Source organism: Halorubrum sp. GN11_10-6_MGM (genome assembly GCF_005435165.1).
Lineage (GTDB): Archaea > Halobacteriota > Halobacteria > Halobacteriales > Haloferacaceae > Halorubrum.
In genome coordinates, this window is the sequence record NZ_SGUC01000026.1 from 26,563 (window position 1) to 42,893 (window position 16,331).

Annotated in this window: 14 protein-coding genes; 7 read left to right on the forward strand and 7 right to left on the reverse strand. The window is 71.3% G+C overall.

The annotated features are described in order from the left end of the window. Window positions 1-15 precede the first annotated feature (15 nt). On the reverse strand, window positions 16-777 hold the full coding sequence (locus tag EXE46_RS12185; RefSeq protein ID WP_137688659.1) for a metallophosphoesterase: 762 nt from the start codon (window positions 775-777) through the stop codon (window positions 16-18). A gap of 178 nt (window positions 778-955) precedes the next feature. Between EXE46_RS12185 and EXE46_RS12190 the strand changes: the two genes are divergently transcribed. Further along, complete coding sequence (locus tag EXE46_RS12190) at window positions 956-2,041, forward strand: alanine--glyoxylate aminotransferase family protein (RefSeq protein WP_137688660.1); 1,086 nt, start codon at window positions 956-958, stop codon at window positions 2,039-2,041. Between the two features lie 285 nt (window positions 2,042-2,326). Further along, window positions 2,327-3,313 (forward strand): aldo/keto reductase, encoded by a 987-nt coding sequence (locus tag EXE46_RS12195; protein ID WP_137688661.1) that lies wholly within the window; start codon window positions 2,327-2,329, stop codon window positions 3,311-3,313. 74 nt (window positions 3,314-3,387) lie between these two features. Here the strand turns inward: EXE46_RS12195 and EXE46_RS12200 are convergent, their stop codons facing one another. Continuing rightward, window positions 3,388-6,552, reverse strand: coding sequence for an FAD-binding and (Fe-S)-binding domain-containing protein (locus EXE46_RS12200; protein ID WP_137688662.1), 3,165 nt, complete (start codon window positions 6,550-6,552; stop codon window positions 3,388-3,390). Between the two features lie 120 nt (window positions 6,553-6,672). Between EXE46_RS12200 and EXE46_RS12205 the strand changes: the two genes are divergently transcribed. Both EXE46_RS12205 and EXE46_RS12210 read left to right on the forward strand, forming a co-directional pair. Next, the gene (locus tag EXE46_RS12205) at window positions 6,673-8,277 is read left to right on the forward strand and encodes a lipopolysaccharide biosynthesis protein (RefSeq protein ID WP_137688663.1); all 1,605 of its coding nucleotides are present in this window, start codon (window positions 6,673-6,675) and stop codon (window positions 8,275-8,277) included. A gap of 55 nt (window positions 8,278-8,332) precedes the next feature. Further along, the gene (locus tag EXE46_RS12210) at window positions 8,333-9,271 is read left to right on the forward strand and encodes a succinylglutamate desuccinylase/aspartoacylase family protein (RefSeq protein ID WP_137688664.1); all 939 of its coding nucleotides are present in this window, start codon (window positions 8,333-8,335) and stop codon (window positions 9,269-9,271) included. Window positions 9,272-9,291: 20 nt separating this feature from the next. On the opposite strand, the gene EXE46_RS12215 is transcribed toward EXE46_RS12210, so the two are convergent. From EXE46_RS12215 to EXE46_RS12225, 3 genes are all read right to left on the reverse strand, one after another. Then, entirely contained in the window at window positions 9,292-9,669 is a 378-nt protein-coding gene (locus tag EXE46_RS12215; protein WP_137688676.1) for a DUF5811 family protein, read from the reverse strand. 135 nt (window positions 9,670-9,804) lie between these two features. Continuing rightward, on the reverse strand, window positions 9,805-10,350 hold the full coding sequence (locus tag EXE46_RS12220) for a pyruvoyl-dependent arginine decarboxylase (protein WP_137688665.1): 546 nt from the start codon (window positions 10,348-10,350) through the stop codon (window positions 9,805-9,807). 440 nt (window positions 10,351-10,790) lie between these two features. Continuing rightward, window positions 10,791-12,014 (reverse strand): proteasome-activating nucleotidase, encoded by a 1,224-nt coding sequence (locus EXE46_RS12225; protein WP_137688666.1) that lies wholly within the window; start codon window positions 12,012-12,014, stop codon window positions 10,791-10,793. A 434-nt stretch (window positions 12,015-12,448) separates the two neighbouring features. On the opposite strand from EXE46_RS12225, the gene EXE46_RS12230 reads away from it, so the two are divergent. Continuing rightward, window positions 12,449-13,006: a response regulator gene (locus EXE46_RS12230; protein ID WP_137688667.1), complete on the forward strand. Its 558-nt coding sequence runs from the start codon at window positions 12,449-12,451 to the stop codon at window positions 13,004-13,006. Window positions 13,007-13,076: 70 nt separating this feature from the next. On the opposite strand, the gene EXE46_RS12235 is transcribed toward EXE46_RS12230, so the two are convergent. After that, a complete protein-coding gene (locus tag EXE46_RS12235) occupies window positions 13,077-13,361 on the reverse strand; it encodes an amphi-Trp domain-containing protein (RefSeq protein ID WP_137688668.1) in 285 nt (94 codons plus the stop codon). Window positions 13,362-13,462: 101 nt separating this feature from the next. On the opposite strand from EXE46_RS12235, the gene EXE46_RS12240 reads away from it, so the two are divergent. Next, complete coding sequence (locus EXE46_RS12240; RefSeq protein WP_137688669.1) at window positions 13,463-13,858, forward strand: hypothetical protein; 396 nt, start codon at window positions 13,463-13,465, stop codon at window positions 13,856-13,858. 147 nt (window positions 13,859-14,005) lie between these two features. On the opposite strand, the gene EXE46_RS12245 is transcribed toward EXE46_RS12240, so the two are convergent. Continuing rightward, window positions 14,006-15,085, reverse strand: a complete 1,080-nt coding sequence (locus tag EXE46_RS12245; RefSeq protein ID WP_137688670.1) for an aminopeptidase — start codon at window positions 15,083-15,085, stop codon at window positions 14,006-14,008. An 83-nt stretch (window positions 15,086-15,168) separates the two neighbouring features. Here EXE46_RS12245 and EXE46_RS12250 point away from each other — a divergent pair, with 83 nt between their 5' ends. Then, window positions 15,169-16,155, forward strand: a complete 987-nt coding sequence (locus EXE46_RS12250; RefSeq protein ID WP_137688671.1) for a M48 family metallopeptidase — start codon at window positions 15,169-15,171, stop codon at window positions 16,153-16,155. Window positions 16,156-16,331: the final 176 nt, after the last annotated feature.

A 16,331-nucleotide genomic window follows, 5' to 3' on the forward strand; every position in this document is an offset into this window, starting at 1 on the left:
CGGAGCGCCGGTCCGTCAGTCCACGACGAAGGAGGTCTCCGTCCGGTCCCGGACCCGGACGTCGACGTCGATTCCGTCGCCGATCGTCACGACGCCGTAGGTCCCGGTGAACGCCTTCTCCGGCGTCTCCTTGCTGAACGCGTTCACCGACACGTGGGACATGCCGTGGAACGTCGAGAAGCCGCTCTGATGAATGTGGCCGCTGATAGTCCCCCTCGCGTCCGCATCGTCTAGGAGTCGGAGCGCCTCCTTCCGGTCGTACAGGTAAGCTCGCTCGGGGTACTCGCTGAACCAGACGTTGCCTGACAGATCGAAGTTCCCGAATGGGTGGTGACAGAGCACGAGCGACCCGGGACGGTCCGCGAGCGCGCGGTCGAGCCACTCGCGCTGGTCAGACCCGAGCTCGCCGCGGGCACCGGCCGCGCGTGTGTGTGTCGAATCTAGGAAGACCACCGCCTGCCCGCCAACCTCGCACGTTCCGTAGAACTGGTCCTGATCAAGCAGGTCGGACAGCCTGTCGTGGCCCAGGTTCTCGACGTCGTGGTTCCCTAGCAGGTACGTTGTCGGGAAGGGGGCGTCGTCGAACACCTCCCTGACCGTTTCGACGTGCGCCGCGTCGACGTCGGGGTCGTCGGCTTCTTGGATCAGGTCCCCGAGGACGAACGCGTGGTCGGGTCGATCGCCGAGGCCCGAGACAGCCTCCCGGAGCTCCGAGGCGATCCTGTCTGCGTGCTCCGAACGGAGGTGGATGTCGGGAAAAATGGCGACCTGAGGCATGTGTGGGGCGTAAGCGAACCAACGCCGGTCCCCCGCCTATAGGTTTTGGTTCGGCGGGGAGGGGGAGAGCCGACCGGTCCCGACGCGATCCGGGGACGCGGACGGGCCTCGTCCGGCGGGCCGCCGGCACGACGCCGTCCCACAGACCGTTTATATCCCGTCGCCCGAACCGAGGCGTATGCTCATGACGCCCGGACCGACCGCGGTCCCCGAGCCGGTGCGCGAGGCGATGTCCCGCGAGCTGATAAACCCCGACGTGGACCCGCGGTTCCGGGAGATCTACGACCGACTCACCGACCGGCTCGCGGCGGTGTACGGCGTCGATCCGGACGTTCCCGCCGCCGCCGGCGGCCGCGACATCGTCGCGCTCGGCGGCGAGGGAATCCTCGGGCTGGAGGCGGCGATAGCCTCGCTCGTCGAGCCCGGAACCGAGGTGCTGTGCCTGTCGAACGGACTCTACGGCGAGGGGTTCGCCGACTTCGTCGAGTCGTCCGGCGGCGAGGCGACGGTCGTCGCGGCCGACCGCGACGAGCCGCTCCCGCTCGACGCGCTCGACGACGCGTTAGCGGCCGACGACGCCGACTTCGACCTCGTCACGATGGTCCACTGCGAGACGCCGACGGGGGCGCTCAACGACGTCGACGCCGCGCTCGACCGCGTCGAGGCCGCCGACCCGGAGCTCCTCACCGTCGTCGACGCCGTCTCCTCGCTCGGCGCGGTCCCGGTGCCGACCGACCGGATCGACGTGTGTCTGGGCGCGTCACAGAAGTGTTTCAGCGCGCCGCCGGGGCTCGCGACGGCCGCGGTGAGCGAGCGCGCGTGGGCCGCGATGGAGGCGCGGGACCCGCACTCGCTGTACGCGAACTTCCTCCCGTTCCGCGACGTGAGCGACGGGTTCCCGTACACGCACCTCACCACCGAGGTCGTCGCGCTCGACGCGGCGCTCGGCCTCCTGCTCGACGAGGGGATCGACGCGGTCCGGGAACGCCACGCGTCGGCAGCGGTCCGGTGTCGCGAGCGCGGCGCGGAGCTGGGACTGGAGACCGTTCCCGGTCCCGAGCGGAGCTCGCCGACGGTGACCGCCTTCGAGGTGCCCGGCCGGGCCGAGGCGCTTCAGGAGCGACTGCGCGAGGAGCACGACGTGATCCTCGCGACGGGGTTGGGGGAGGGAGCCGAAGACATCCTTCGGGTCGGCCACATGGGCCACAACGCCCGCGTCGACCGCGTCGAGGAGACGATGGACGCGCTCGCCGCGGTGCTGTGAGCGCGGATTGAGAACGCCCCGCACGCCGCCGGAACGTTGAATCATCACGTGGCGGGACGTTCACACATGGCGTCGCCACGCGAGGCGATTCGGGAGCGCGGCGCCGGTGACCGACAGCGACAGACCACAGGGGACCGCGCCGAGATAGCCGAGGGCGATCGACTCCACGTTCCGGATGTGCGAGCGGGACTGATTGGTCGCGTGCGCGAACGGCAACGGCGTGCTCCGGGACTCCTCACCGCGGCCGGAACGCCCTTGCGTCCGCCGCGATCATATCGGGTCGACATGAATCACCGCGAACTCGGCGAGGTCGGCGCAGTCAGCGAGGTCGGCTACGGCGCCTGGCAGATCGGCGGCGACTGGGGCGAGGTGACGGAAGCGGAGGCGGTCGCGGCGGTCGAGGCCGCCCGCGACGCCGGGATAGACTTCTTCGACACCGCGGACGTGTACGGCGACGGGCGCTCGGAACGGATCGTCGGCGAGGTCCTGGCGGACGACATCGCGGCCGGCGACGTGACCGTCGCGACGAAGGCCGGGCGCCGGCTCGACCCGCACGAGGCCGACGGCTACACGGAGGCGAACCTCCGGCGATTCGTCGACCGCTCGCGCGAGAACCTCGGGATGGAGACGCTCGATCTGGTCCAGCTCCACTGCCCGCCGACGGACGTCTACTACCGGCCGGAGACGTTCGACGCGCTCGAAACGCTCGCCGACGAGGGTCGGATCGCGAGCTACGGCGTCAGCGTCGAGCGCGTCGAGGAGGCGTTAAAGGCGATCGAGTATCCCGGCGTCGAGACGGTGCAGATCATCTTCAACCCGTTCCGGCAGCGGCCGGCCGAGCTGTTCCTCGACGAGGCCGCCGCGCGCGACGTCGGCGTGATCTGTCGGGTCCCGCTCGCGTCGGGGCTCCTCACGGGCGCGCTCTCGCGCGACCACGAGTTCCCCGAGGACGACCACCGCAACTACAACCGCGAGGGCGAGGCGTTCGACGTCGGCGAGACGTTCGCGGGCGTCCCCTTCGAGGCGGGCCTCGACGCGGTCGACGCGCTCGACGAGCGCCTGCCGGACGACCGCCCGCTGCCCGAGTTCGCGCTGCGGTGGATCCTCGACCACGACGCCGTCTCGACGGTGATCCCGGGGTCGACGACGCCAGAGCACGTCCGGGCGAACGCCGCCGCGAGCGAGGCGCCCTCGCTCTCGGACGCCGAGCGCGACGCCGCGAGCGAGGTGTACGACGAACACGTGCGCGAGCACGTCCACCAGCGCTGGTGAGGCGAGCGGGCCGGCGGCGCCGGTGAGGGGCGGTGAGGGGCGGACGCGGCCGGCGGACACGTCGCGTCGCCCTCTCACTCGTCGAGCGCGGCCGCCAGCTTCTCGATCGGGTGCGGCGGGGTCTCGGCCCCCTCGCGGTCGCCGAGCTGCGACCGGCAGGAGGCGCCGGGCGCCGTCACCGCGTCGCCGTCGCTGTCGGCGACCTGCCCGAAGAGGATCCGCCCGATGGCCTGCGAGAGCTCGTAGTGTTCGCTCTCGTAGCCGAACGAGCCCGCCATCCCGCAACACGAGGAGTCGAGGGGGTCGACCCCGTAGCCGGCGCGGCGCAGCACGCCGACGGCGTGGTGGTCCTTGTTCGTCGCCTTCTGGTTACAGTGGCCGTGGTAGGTGAGCGTCTCCGCCGGCGCGTCGAACGACAGCCGCTCGTCGGCCCGGCGGGCGTCGAGGTACTCGCAGACGCCCGCCGCGGCGGCCGACACCGCCTCGACCGCCTCCCCGTCGAGCAGGTCGAGGTACTCGTCTTGGAACATCACGGCGTCGGAGGGCTCGACGAAGAGGACGGACTGGCCCTCGCGGGCGCGGGGCGCGAGCGCCGCGACGTTGTCGGCCGCGCGCTCTCTGGCCGCGTCGAGGAAGCCCGTCGAGAAGGCGGCGCGGCCGGAGGGCGCGAGACCGTCGGGGACCTCGACGCGGACGTCGGCGGCCTCCAGGACGCGCACCGCCGCCTTCCCGGCCGCCGGATAGCTGTAGTTGGTGTAGGTGTCGGGGAACAGCGCGACCGTGTCGACCGCGTCTCTCGGGGCGACCGCCGGGCCGCCGCGGGCCGCGAACCACTCCTCGAAGCTCGTCGACCGGAACGTCGGCAGCGCGCGCTCCGGGGCGATGCCCGCGAGCGCGTCCATCGCCTTCCGGGCGCCGGGCACCTTCGCCGCCGCGTTCGACAGCGGCGCCAGCGCGCTTCCGAGCGCCGAGAGCCGGTCGATGTCGCGGAAGAGGCGCTCGCGCACTCCGGCCCCCTCCCGCTCGTGGTGGTCGTGTTTCACCTCCGCCTTCAGCTTCGCGAGGTCGACGCCGGTCGGGCAGTCGCTCTGACACCCCTTACAGCCGACACAGAGGTCTAACACCTCCGCCTGAAACCGGTCGGAGTGGATCTCCTCGTCGTCGAGCTCGCCGCTTATCGCGGCGCGGAGCATGTTCGCCCGTCCGCGGGTCGTCTGGATCTCCTCGCCGGAGGCCCGGTAGGTCGGACACATGACGCCCGAGTCCGTCTCGCGGCACGTGCCGCAGCCGTTACACAGCTCGACGAGTTCGGAGAAGCCGCCCTCGTCGGCGAAGTCGAGCGTCGTCTGCGGCTCGATCGACCGGTACGTCGGCCCGTACCGGAGGTTCTCGCGCATGTCCGTGTCGGCCGCGGTCTCCGGGTAGCCGCGCTCGGCCGCGGTGTCGCCGTCGACGTAGACCACCTTCCCCGGGTTCATGCGCCACTCGGGGTCGAACGCGGATTTTAGCTCTTGGAACGCCGTCCAGAGCTCCTCGCCGTACATCTTCGGGTTGAACTCCGTGCGCGCGAGGCCGTCGCCGTGCTCGCCGGAGAAGGCGCCGTGGTGTTCCAAGACGAGGTCGGTGACGTCGTCGGCGATGTCGTGCATCGTCTCGACGCCCTCCGACTCCTTCAGCGAGAGGATCGGCCGGATGTGGAGCGTCCCGACCCCGGCGTGCGCGAAGTAGGCGGCTGAGGTGCCGTGGTCGTCGAGGACCTCCTCGAAGGCGGCGACGTAGTCCGCAAGCTCCGCCGGCGGCACGGAGGCGTCCTCGATGAACGGGTACGGCTTCGCGTCGCCGTCCATGCTCATCAGGAGGGGAATCGCCGCCTTCCGGAGGTTCCAGAGGTCCTCCTGAGTCCCCTCGTCGTACGCCTCGATGACGTCGAACGCGTCGCGGTCGCCCTCGCCGAGGAAGCGGTCGTTCGCGTCGGCGACCGCCGGCTCGAACTCGTCGACCAGCTCCGAGTCCCACTCCAGCATGAGCGCGGCCGCGGCCCGGTCCGGGATCGGCTCCGCGTACTCGGCGTACTCCGGCGACCCCGCCGCCAGCTCGACGACCGCGTCGTCCATCAGCTCGACCGCGCTCACGGGGAACTCCAGCGCCTCGGGGACCGCCCGCATGGCCGCGTCGAGCGAGTCGAAGGCGTACAGCGCCAGCGCGGTCTCCTCGGGGCGGGTGACGAGCGAGAGCGTCGCCTCGACGACGACGCCCAGCGTCCCCTCAGCGCCGACGAACAGCTTCGAGAGGTTGATGACTCGCTCGCCCTCGTCGTTCTCGGAGATCACCTTGTGGAGGTTGTACCCCGAGACCGACCGCTTGAGCGTCGGGTACCGCTCCTCGATCTCGTCGGCGTTGTCCTCGACGAGCGCGCGGACCGTCTCGTACAGCGCGGCCTCCCGCTCGCCGCCCGCCTCGCCCGCGACGATCGCCTCGTACTCGGGCGAGTCGAGGACCACCTCGCGGGCGTGGATGAGCGAGCCGTCCGCCAGCACCACGCGCAGCTCCTCGGTGTAGGCGTCGGTGATCCCGTATCGGACGGAGTGGGCGCCGGTGGAGTTGTTGCCGATGCCGCCGCCGACGGTCGCGCGCGCCGAGGAGGCGGGGTCGGGCGCGAACTTCAGGCCGTCCTCGGCGAGCCGGTCGTCGAGGTCGTCCTGGACGACGCCGGGCTGGACCGTGGCGCGGCGCGCGTCGGGATCGACCGACAGGATCGAGTCCATGTGCCGCGAGCAGTCGAGGACGACGCAGCCGGGACCGACGGTCTGTCCCGCGAGCGACGACCCCGCGCCCCGCGGCAGCACGGGGACGCCGTGGTCGGCCGCGACCCGCATCGCCGCCCGCACGTCGTCGACCCCGCGGGGGTACACCACGCCCGCCGGCCGGGCCTGATACACGCTCCCGTCCGTCGCGTACAGCACCTGCGCGTACTCGTCGAACTCGACGCCGCCGGCGACCGCGTCGCGCAGGTCGGCCGCGAGCGACTGATACGCCTCGACGTCGGGTCGGTCGTGACCCAGCGCGGCCGCCGAGGCGGCCGAGCGGTCCGGAGCGGTCTCGGCCGCCCCGCCCGCCATGCCATGCGCGCGCTCCGCGGCGGTCCCGCCGTCCGACGCGGCCCGTCGCGCCCGGTCGCCGTCGGTCTCCCCACCCGATTCGCTCGGGCCGCCGTCGCCGGCGGGTTCTCCCCCTTCCATGCGAAAGATGGGCGGGATGAGCGTGATAAATCCTTTGTGAACGATAATTATATTCATTTAGGGCGGGCGCGAAGCGGGCCGCTTTTTCCGGGGGACCGCGACCGACCGACGGAGACGACCGTGGAGCACGAACGCGAGGCGGGCGCGAGCGATTCCGGTTCCGGTGGCCGCGAGGGCGACCGCCAGCGCGGCCCCGACGACGAGTCCGGCGCGATTCCGGACGACGAGCGCGAGGCGCTGGAGACGATCGCCCACGGCGCGGTGCTCACCTCGGGCGGGGTCGCCGGCCAGCGCGCGCTGATCGCGGCGACGGAGTTCGCGCTGACGCGGGGGCTCGGGCCGACGGCCTACGGCGTGTACGCGCTGGCGTGGCGGATCGCCCAGCTGTGCTCCCGGCTCGTGACGTTCGGCAGCGTCCCCGCGCTCCAGCGCTACCTCCCGGAGTACGGCGACGACGCGCGCCGTCAGGGCGCCGTCGCCGGCCTCGCGTACGCGACGACCGTCGGGTTCGGGATCGCGATCGCGGCCGCCGTCTGGCTCGCGGCGCCGTGGATAAACGCCCGCACCGTCACCGAGCCGGCGTTCGCGGGGACGATGCGCGCGTTCGGCGGGCTCGTCGGACTGCTCGGGGTCGTGATGGTCGCGTCCGCGATCTTCCGCGCCGTCGGGTCGGCCCGCGGCGAGATCCTGTTCAACAAGCTGTTGCGCCCGGGCGTCCGGCTCGTCGGCGCCGTCGGCGCGCTCGCGCTCGGCTACTCCGTCGTCGGCGTCGCCGGCGCCATCGTCGCCGCGACCGCGGTGCTCGCCGCCGCGGCCGTCCCGCTCTCCGCGTCCGTGACGGGGGTTCGTCCCTCGCTCCGGGGCGCCCGCGCGGAGGCGCGGCGGTTCTACGACCACGCGGCGCCCGTCGCGATGAGCAGCCTCGGGAAGGTGTTCCAGAACCGCGTCGACGTGCTGCTCGTGGGTGCGTTGCTGACGGCGACCGCGGCGGGCGTGTACAACGTCGTCCTCGTCGTGATCGCGGTCGCGTGGATCCCCCTCCTCTCTTTCAACCAGCTCCTCCCGCCCGTCGCCTCGGAGCTGTACGCGGACGACAGGACCGAGACGCTCAACGCGGTGTACGGCTCCGTCACGCGACAGATCGTCACGGCGGTCGTCCCGATCCTCGCCGTGCTGGTCGTGTACGGCCGAGCGGTCCTCGGCCTGTTCGGCGACGCGTACGTCGCCGGCTACCTCCCGCTCGTCGTCTACCTCGGCGGCGTCTTCGTCGGGAGCGCGGTCGGGGCGACCGGCTGGCTCCTGATGATGACCGACCACCAGTACGCGCGGATGGCGCTCGACTGGCTGCTCGCGGTCCTCAACGTCGGACTGACGTACGCGTTCGTCGTCCGGTACGGACTGGTCGGGGCCGCGCTCGGCACGTCGCTCGCGATCGCGGTCCAGAACGCGATTCAGGTCCTCCTCCTGCGCCGCTTCGAGGGGCTGTGGCCGTTCGACCGCACCTTCCTCACCCCGCTCGCGGCCGGCGGCGTCGCGCTCGCCGCGATGTACGCCGTCCGGGCGGTTCTCGCGGGTCCCGCGGCGGTCCTCGCGGGGAGCGCCCTCGGGCTCGCGGCGTACGCGGCCTCGCTCCGACTGATCGGCGTCGACCCCCGCGACCGCTTCGTCGCGCGGCGGCTGGCGCGGCGGTACCGGGCCGCGCTCGCGGAGCGGGTCGGGCGCTGATCCCGCCGGGCGCGGATCGCGACGATTTATGGGCGGACCGCGACGTACTGACGGTATGCAAACGATCGACCGCGAGTCTGCGGGGTCCGCCCGCGTCGCGATCGTCGGCGGTATCCACGGCGACGAGCCCGCCGGCGTCCGGATAGTGAAGCGGCTCGCGGACGAGCTTAGCCCCTTCGAACCGGCCGACGAAGGCGGGACCGACGGCGTGGAGTCCGATGGGCTCGTCAGACTGATCCTCGCCAACGAGCCGGCGATCGAAGCCGAGACGCGGTACACGGACGCGGACCTGAACCGGGCGTTCCCCGGCGACACCGACAGCGACGAGTACGAGCGGGCGCTGGCGCCGCGGCTCGCGGCCGAGCTGGAGGGGTTCGACGCCGTGCTCGCGCTCCACACGTCACACAGCGCGCCGCCGCCGTTCGCCATCTTCAGCGACCTCACCGAGTCAGTCCGCCGGACTGTCACCGGGCTCCCGGTCGACCACGTCGTCGACGCGAGCGGCCTGCGCTCGACGACGCTCGACTCCACGATCCCCCACACCGTCTCGATCGAAGTGGGAAGACAGGGGAGCGAGGAGGCCGTCGAGTTCGGCTACGAGGCCTGCCGCGCGTTCCTTCGCGTCCACGGCGCGCTCGCCGACGAGTCGCCGACGTTCTCCGAGACGACCGTCGTCAAGGGGAGCGAGGAGGTTCCGAAGGGCGGGGGAGAGCCGCACGTCCACTACGCCAACTTCGAGGCGATCCCGGAGGGGGCGGTGTTCGCCGAGGACGACGTGTACACCCACCGCGTCGAGGAGCCGGGCGTGGTCCCGATTCTCGCGAGCGAGCGCGGGTACGACGACATTTTCGGCATGTACGGTCGGGTCACGGGCGTGCTGCGGCCGCCGGGTGAGGGCGATACGCGGGTGTATCCGCGCGACGAACGCAGTCGCTCGGGCGGGGACGGGGCGGACGGGGAGAACGACGCGGACCGGTCGGAACGGGTGAACTGACTACGCTTCGGTCGGGCGGCTCACTTCGCGGTCGGCGTGATGTCGCCGACGGCGTCCATCACTTGGACCGCCGCGCTGGCGGCGAGGCCGCGGGCGACTTCGTCGGTGTCGGACTCGGCGATGCCGGCGTCCAAGTCCTCCGGGTCGGGGGTGAAGCCGGCCGAGACTGGGTGGCCCGCCGGGGGGTTGACGGCGACCGTGGCCTGCGGGCCGTCCGCGCCGACGGACAGCTCGGAGCCGACGGCGTAGCTGTCGGGGAGATATGATTCCGTGCGCGATACGATTCCGGCGACCGCGCGCCGGAGCTGCCGTTCCTGGTCCGGAGAAAGGTCGACGGCCGCGGGCGAACCCGCGTCCGTCATACCCGGTGCCCCGGCGTACGGGTTGTTGCCGTTCATCGAAGACACGACACGTAGGCGGAGCCGAGTCAAAAAGGCGTCGGCGGCGGCGACCGCGATTTCGGGCGGTGCGGTCCGACGTCGCGCGGCGCCGGACCGATCGCTCCCGGACCGCGTAGCCGGGGTCGCTCGCGGCTACAGTACCGGCTCGGACTCCCCGTAGGCGGCGATCACGACCGCGGTCGCGTACCGGTCCGGCTCGGCGGGGACCGTCTCGACGCGCGTCTCGCGGTCCGGGAGCTCCCAGTCACGGAGGCCGCCCCCCGTGTCGAGACCGGCGTGGATCCGCTCGCGCACGTCGTCGGGGTCCTCCCCTGTCACCTCGTAGAAGAGCCCCGGCCCGGGACCGGTCGCCCATCCCAGCCCCGCGACCGCGTCCGGATGCCGGCGGGGGGCGCGCTTCGACTCGGCGTCCTCGGCACCGGAGCGGCCGCCCTCGCGGAAGTCCACCTCGTCGCCCGGGCCGATCGTCCGGCGCGCCTCGACGACGGTGAGGCGGTTCCCGGCCGGGCCGAGGTCGGGTGCCTCGGGGACCGCCTCAACGGTCGCCTCGGCGGGGACGACCGACGAGACCGCCACGAGGTTGTAGTTGTGGAGGTTGGCGTCCGCGAGCGCGGCGTCGTAGGAGGCCATCGCCGTGTCGGCGACGCCGACGCCGCCGGCGACGTGGATGGTGTTCATTGACGGCGAATCGGCGACGGGTCCGGTAAGGGGTTACGAACCGGAGCGCCGGCGGAAATGGTATAAATCGAACAAAAAAGGCGGTGGCGCGCGCCTGCGAGCGGCCGCCCTCGGCGGCCGCGAGGAGCACGCGCGAGGGACGCCGCGAGCGACCGCAGGAGCGAGCGGCGAGGCTGGGGAGGCGTGAGGCTGCGGTTGCTGTGCGGGGCGGGACTCGAAGGGGCAGTCGCGAGGGGGGCGCAGGCGACGCGAGCACCGCAAGAACGAGCGAAGCGAGTGATGAGGAGCGCGGCGAGCGTGCGCCCCCCTCGCGCTGGGGCTTCGGTGGCGTTCGCCGCCGATCCGCCAGCAGCTATTTATAAACAGGCCGCCGGAACTCCGGCCGCTACAGCGCCTCGGAAAAAAAATCGTACGTCAATCACGTGATCGTCGCCGTCGCCTCAGTACTGGTAGTTGATGACGCGCTCGTCCTCGGTGTCCGCGTCCTGAAGCTTGTCGCGGGCGTCTTCGAAGTCCGCCTGCGTCACCTCGGTGCGGCCGTCGCGGATGGCGAACATCCCGGCCTCGGTCGCCAGCGAGGCGATGTCCGCGCCGCTGTATCCGTCGAGGTCCGCGGCGACGGCGCCGAGGTCGACGTCGTCGGCGACGCTCATGTCCCGCGTGTGGATCTCGAGGATGCGCTCGCGGCCCTCGGCGCCGGGCTCGGGCACCTCGATGAGGCGGTCGAACCGCCCCGGGCGTAAGATCGCCTCGTCGAGCATGTCGAAGCGGTTGGTCGCGGCCATGATCCGGACCTCGCCGCGGTCGTCGAAGCCGTCCATCTCCGAGAGCAGCTGCATCATCGTGCGCTGGACCTCGGCGTCGCCCGAGGTCTTCGAGTCCGTGCGCTTGGCCGCGACGGCGTCGATCTCGTCGATGAAGATGACGGCCGGCTCGCGCTCGGCGGCCAGCTCGAAGAGGTCGCGGACGAGCCGCGCGCCCTCGCCGATGAACTTCCGGACGAGCTCCGAGCCGGCCATCTTGATGAAGGTGGCGTCGGACTCGTTGGCGACCGCCTTCGCGAGCATCGTCTTGCCCGTGCCCGGCGGGCCGTGGAGCAGGACGCCGCTCGGGGGCTCGACGCCGACCGTCTCGAACTGCTCGGGGTTTTCGAGGGGGTCCTCGACGGCCTCGCGGACCTCGCGGATCTGGTCGTCGATGCCGCCGATGTCGGCGTACTCAACATCCGGCGACTCGGAGACCTCCATCGCCTGCGCCCGGGAATCGGTCTCGTCGTCGAGCACCTGCTGGACCGCGAAGGAGTCGTTGATCGCGACGCGGTCGCCGGGGCGGAGGTCCTCGTCGAGCCGCGACGCGGCCTGCGTCAGCACCTCCTGATTGTTGCCGTGCTGTTTGATCACGACGCCGTCGTCGGTGATCTCCTCGACGGAGGCGATGTACAGCGAGGAGGTCTTCAGCACCTCGTTCTCGCGTTTCAGCTGTTCGACGTCGCCTTTCAGGTCGCCGCGGCGGCCCTCGGCGTCCGCGAGCCGATCCTCCAGTTCCTCGTTCACCTGAACGATCCGCCGGTAGTGCTGGCGGATCGCCTCCAGCCGCTCCGCGTCGCTCATCTCGGGGTCGAGCTCCAACCGCGGGCGGTCGGGGAGTGACGGGCTATGAGACATTCGTTGTTCCCGGATAGGATACGGGCGTAAATGTGCCTTTGGGTCACGGAGAGACCGTGGGATCGACGACGCGCGACCGTCGCGGGCACAGCGCTCCGCCGAGCGCGAGCGCCGCTCAGTAGACGGCGACGGCCGGTGCGGAGCGCGCGCGAACCGCAGGGGGCCACGGGGGACGGGAGGACCGCGAGGGAACCGCTGGGCAGCCGCGCGAGACGGGGGCGACCATGTGAGACGGGGCCGGCCGAGGCGGGCGGGATTGACCCAGCAACATCGGTCGAGATCGGCGGCGCTTCACCCGATATCAGAATGGATAATCGAGGGTCAAGATTTTAACACGGAATGGACCAACTCCTTCGTATGGACGCACGAACGGCGGGCGGACGCGCCGGTCCGACGCTCGCGAAACGCGAGACGCGGACCGGGAGGGCCCGCCCATGACCGGGGATTCGGAGGCGACCGTTCTCGCGGTCGACGACGAGCCGGACCTCGCGGAGCTGTACCGGGTGTACCTCGACCCGAGCTACGACGTGCGGATCGCGACCGGCGGCGAAGCGGCGCTCGACGCCATGGACGAGTCCGTCGACGTCGTCCTCCTCGACCGTCGAATGCCCGACATGTCGGGCCACGAGGTGTTGGACGCGATCCGCGGCGAGGGGTACGACGCGCGCGTGGCGATGCTGACCGCGGTCGAGCCCGACGTGGACATCGTCGAGATGCCGTTCGACGACTACAAGACGAAGCCGGTCACGAAGGAGGACCTGCTCACGCTCGTCGAGGTGTTGCTCCACCGCGCCGCCTTCGACGAGCGCAGCCAGGAGTTCTTCGCGCTCGCCTCGAAGAAGGCGGCGCTGGAGGCCGCGGGCACGACGAACACCGAGGAGTACGAGGAGCTCATCGAGCGGATGGAGGCGGTCCGCGTCGAGGTCGACGACACGCTCGATCACCTCTCCGCGCGGGACGCCTTCGTCGAGGTCCCCGGCGAAGTGCCGTAGGCGGCGACCCGCTGACCGACTGCGCTGTTCGACCGACCGTTCGACTCTCCCAGCTGTTCGATTCACCCGACTACTCGATCTCCAGCTCGGCGTCCGCGCCCTCCGCACCGGCGTCTTCGTCCCACTCCAACTCGAACTCGACGCTCAGTTCGCCCGGTCCCTCGGCGGGGCCTTCGCGCTCAGCCTTCACCTCGAAGGTCGGCCGCGCGGGCGGGTCGAGCGTCGTCGACTCGTCGCCGCGTCTGAGCGTGATCGCGGTACCGGCGTCGAGCGAGTCCGCGACCGTTCGCAGGTACGCGGCGATCTCCTCGCGACTTCGGCGGCTCTCCGACTCGAAGAGGACTTCCTCTGGCATGGGCGACGGTAGGACGGCACGAGACATAAACGCTACTCGGGGTTCGGGTTCGGCGCGTCTTCCCCCGATCGTTTTGTAGTGTCCGTGAGAACGTTCGGGTCGTGGAACTCCCCGACTCGCTCCGCACGGTCGTCGCCGTCGCCGTCTACTGGACGGCGATCGCGCTCGGCGGCAGCGTCCTCCTCCCCGATCCGACGAGCCCGCTCGTCGCGGTCCCCGTCCTCGGCGGCGGCGCGGTCGTCGCGCACGCGGCGCGCAACGGCCGACTGGTCCCGCTCGGCTACGCCGTCGGAACGATGTGGCTCGCCGTGCTAGCGCTGTCGGTCGGCACCGGCGTCGTCGACGTTCTCGCGACCCCCAGCGGCGAGATCGCGCCGCTGGCGGACTACCCCGGCGTCGGCGCGGTCGGAACGGTCGGACTGTTCGGCGTGCTCGTGGTCGCGTACGCGGCGTTCGTCCGACGGAACGCCGCCCGCGACGCGGACGAGGGGCGGTAACGAGGGGGCGACGCGCTCAGAACCCGTCCTCGAACGCGAACGTCCCAGTCACACCTTTTTCCCGGCCTCGCTTCGCTCGGCCGACAAAAATCTGTACCAAAAAACCGCATCGCCGAGGACGGCTACCGACCCGAAATCCGAGCCGTCCTAGAACTCGTCCTCGAACACGAACGTCCCGTCCCGCTGGACGACCTCGCCGTCGACCTCGATGACGGAGTCCTCGCTCATGTCGACGATCATGTCGACGTGTTCGGCGGACTCGTTGACCTCGTTGTCTCCCCCCACCGTCTCCGGGTACGCCGAGCCGACGGCCATGTGAACGGTGTCGCCCATCTTCTCGTCGAACAGCATGTTGTAGGTGAACCGGTCGATCTGGCGGTTCATCCCGATACCCAGTTCGCCGAGGCGCCGGGAGCCCTCGTCGGTGTCGAGGATACCGGAGAGGAGGTCCTCGTTGCGCTCGGCGGAGTGGGAGACGACCTCGCCGTCCTCGAACCGCAGCCGGACGCCGTCGATCTCGCGGCCGTAGCGGTACAGCGGGAGATCGAAGTGGACCTCGCCGTCGACGCCGTCTCGCGTGGGCGCCGTGAACACCTCGCCGCCGGGGAGGTTCGCCTCGCCGTAATCGTTGAGCGTCGAGTTGCCCGAGACGTCGAGCGCGAGGTCGGTCTCCTCGCCGGACTTGATGCGAACCTCGTCGGCGTCGTCGAGGATCTCGACCATGTTCGACTGGAACTCCCGCTGTTCGTCCCAGTCGAGCGAGACGGCGTCCCAGACGAAGTTCTCGTAGGCCTCAGTGCTCATCCCGGCCAGCTGGGCGTGGCTCGCGGTCGGGTACTGCGTGAGACACCACGTCTTCGAGAGCCGCGTGCGCTTGACCTCCTCCATCGCGCGGTTGTACGCGGCGTTGGTCTCGGGGTCGACGTCGGCGTCCTCGGTGGCGTTCGCGCCGCCGCGCGCGATGACGAAGACGTCCGCCTCCTCGTAGAGGGCGCGCCGGTGGCCCGGCTCGGAAAAGTCGTCCGACGAGCGCTTGAACGCGCGCTGGGCGCGCTTCGAGTAGTTGAGGTAGACCGGGTTCGCTCCGCGGTCGCCGCAGACCTCGTGGAGCGCGACCGCGAGGTCCTCGGCCTCCTTGGGCATCTGGATGACCACGTCGTCGCCCGACTGGATGTCGGTCGAGTGGTCGGCGATGATCTCGGCGTGTTCGCGTACGCGTGCGTCCATGACTTCCCGATTTCGCGGCCGGGGAATTACCGCTTTTCCTTCCGGCCGCAACGCGTTTGCCCCGCCGTCGCGTACTTCCGGGTATGTCCCGGCTCGCGTTCCGCGCGGCCGCGGCGGCCGTCGGCGTCGTCCTGCTCGCCGTCTACCTGACCGCGGCGCTGTTCGTCGCCGACCTGCTGCGCGCGGTCTGGGCCGCTCGCCCCGACCTCCCGGTCCTCCTCGCGCTGCTGGTCGCCGGCGCGCTCGGGTCGACGTTCCTCAGCTACCGGCTCGGCACCGCCCAGATCCTCGCGAACTTGGAGGGCGACCGCGTCCCCCGAGAGTGCGCGCCGGACCTCCACCGGCGGATCGACGCGCTCGCGGCGCGGATGGACCTCCCGCGCCCGGAACTGTACGTCACCGACGCTCGCGCGCCGAACGCGTTCGCAGTCGGCGGCGGAGCGGACGGCGGCGCGCTGGTGATCGACCGGTCGCTGTTCCGGCTGCTCTCCCCCCGGGAAGTCGAGGCGATCCTCGCGCACGAGTTGGCGCACCTGGAGGGCAACGACGGCTTCGCGATCGCGATGGCGGACGGGGTCGGCCGTTCGCTGGTCGGGATCGCGACGGTCGCGGCGCTGCCCGCCCTGCTCGCGCTGTCGGGGCTCGCCGGCGCCTCGGCGTGGATACGCGGGCGCCCCGGCGACCGCTCCGGCCCCTTCGCGCGGCTTCACCGAGCGCTCGCCGGGGGGTTGTTCGCGGGGTTCGTCCTCGCGACGCTCGTCTCTCGGTCGCGCTCGCGCAAGCGAGAGTTCGCGGCCGACGACCGTGCGGCCGAGGTGACCGGCGATCCGATCGCGCTCGCCCGGGCGCTCCACCGGATCGAGCGCGCGGCGGAGCCGACGTGGCCGTTCGCGCCGCTCTCGACGCAGAAGCGGACCGAGGACGCGGCCGAGCGCTGGCTGTCGACGCACCCCTCGACCGACGAGCGCGTCGAGCGCCTGCGGGAGAAGTCCGAGTCGCGGGGTCCGACGCGACGGATCCCGGCCGGGCCGTCGCGGTCCGCCGCCCAAAAGGGGCGCTCGTTGCGGTGAATGCGATCGAATCGACCATCGATCTAAACATCATGCGGTGGCGCGTGCCTGCGAGCGGCCGCCGGTGGCGGCCGCGAGGAGCACGCGCGAGGGAGTCGCGACCGCTTTTAAGCGGCCGCGACGAGGCTGGGGAGGCGTGAGGTGCCGTGCGGGGCGATGCGGGGGCGGGACTCGAA

What these genes read in the sequence shown, in the direction of transcription:
- EXE46_RS12185 (WP_137688659.1), bottom strand. Translation starts at nt 777, where the DNA reads ATGCCTCAGGTCGCCATTTTTCCCGACATCCACCTCCGTTCGGAGCAC.
- EXE46_RS12190 (WP_137688660.1), top strand. Translation starts at nt 956, where the DNA reads ATGCTCATGACGCCCGGACCGACCGCGGTCCCCGAGCCGGTGCGCGAG.
- EXE46_RS12195 (WP_137688661.1), top strand. Translation starts at nt 2,327, where the DNA reads ATGAATCACCGCGAACTCGGCGAGGTCGGCGCAGTCAGCGAGGTCGGC.
- EXE46_RS12200 (WP_137688662.1), bottom strand. Translation starts at nt 6,552, where the DNA reads ATGGAAGGGGGAGAACCCGCCGGCGACGGCGGCCCGAGCGAATCGGGT.
- EXE46_RS12210 (WP_137688664.1), top strand. Translation starts at nt 8,333, where the DNA reads ATGCAAACGATCGACCGCGAGTCTGCGGGGTCCGCCCGCGTCGCGATC.
- EXE46_RS12215 (WP_137688676.1), bottom strand. Translation starts at nt 9,669, where the DNA reads ATGAACGGCAACAACCCGTACGCCGGGGCACCGGGTATGACGGACGCG.
- EXE46_RS12220 (WP_137688665.1), bottom strand. Translation starts at nt 10,350, where the DNA reads ATGAACACCATCCACGTCGCCGGCGGCGTCGGCGTCGCCGACACGGCG.
- EXE46_RS12225 (WP_137688666.1), bottom strand. Translation starts at nt 12,014, where the DNA reads ATGTCTCATAGCCCGTCACTCCCCGACCGCCCGCGGTTGGAGCTCGAC.
- EXE46_RS12230 (WP_137688667.1), top strand. Translation starts at nt 12,449, where the DNA reads ATGACCGGGGATTCGGAGGCGACCGTTCTCGCGGTCGACGACGAGCCG.
- EXE46_RS12235 (WP_137688668.1), bottom strand. Translation starts at nt 13,361, where the DNA reads ATGCCAGAGGAAGTCCTCTTCGAGTCGGAGAGCCGCCGAAGTCGCGAG.
- EXE46_RS12245 (WP_137688670.1), bottom strand. Translation starts at nt 15,085, where the DNA reads ATGGACGCACGCGTACGCGAACACGCCGAGATCATCGCCGACCACTCG.
- EXE46_RS12250 (WP_137688671.1), top strand. Translation starts at nt 15,169, where the DNA reads ATGTCCCGGCTCGCGTTCCGCGCGGCCGCGGCGGCCGTCGGCGTCGTC.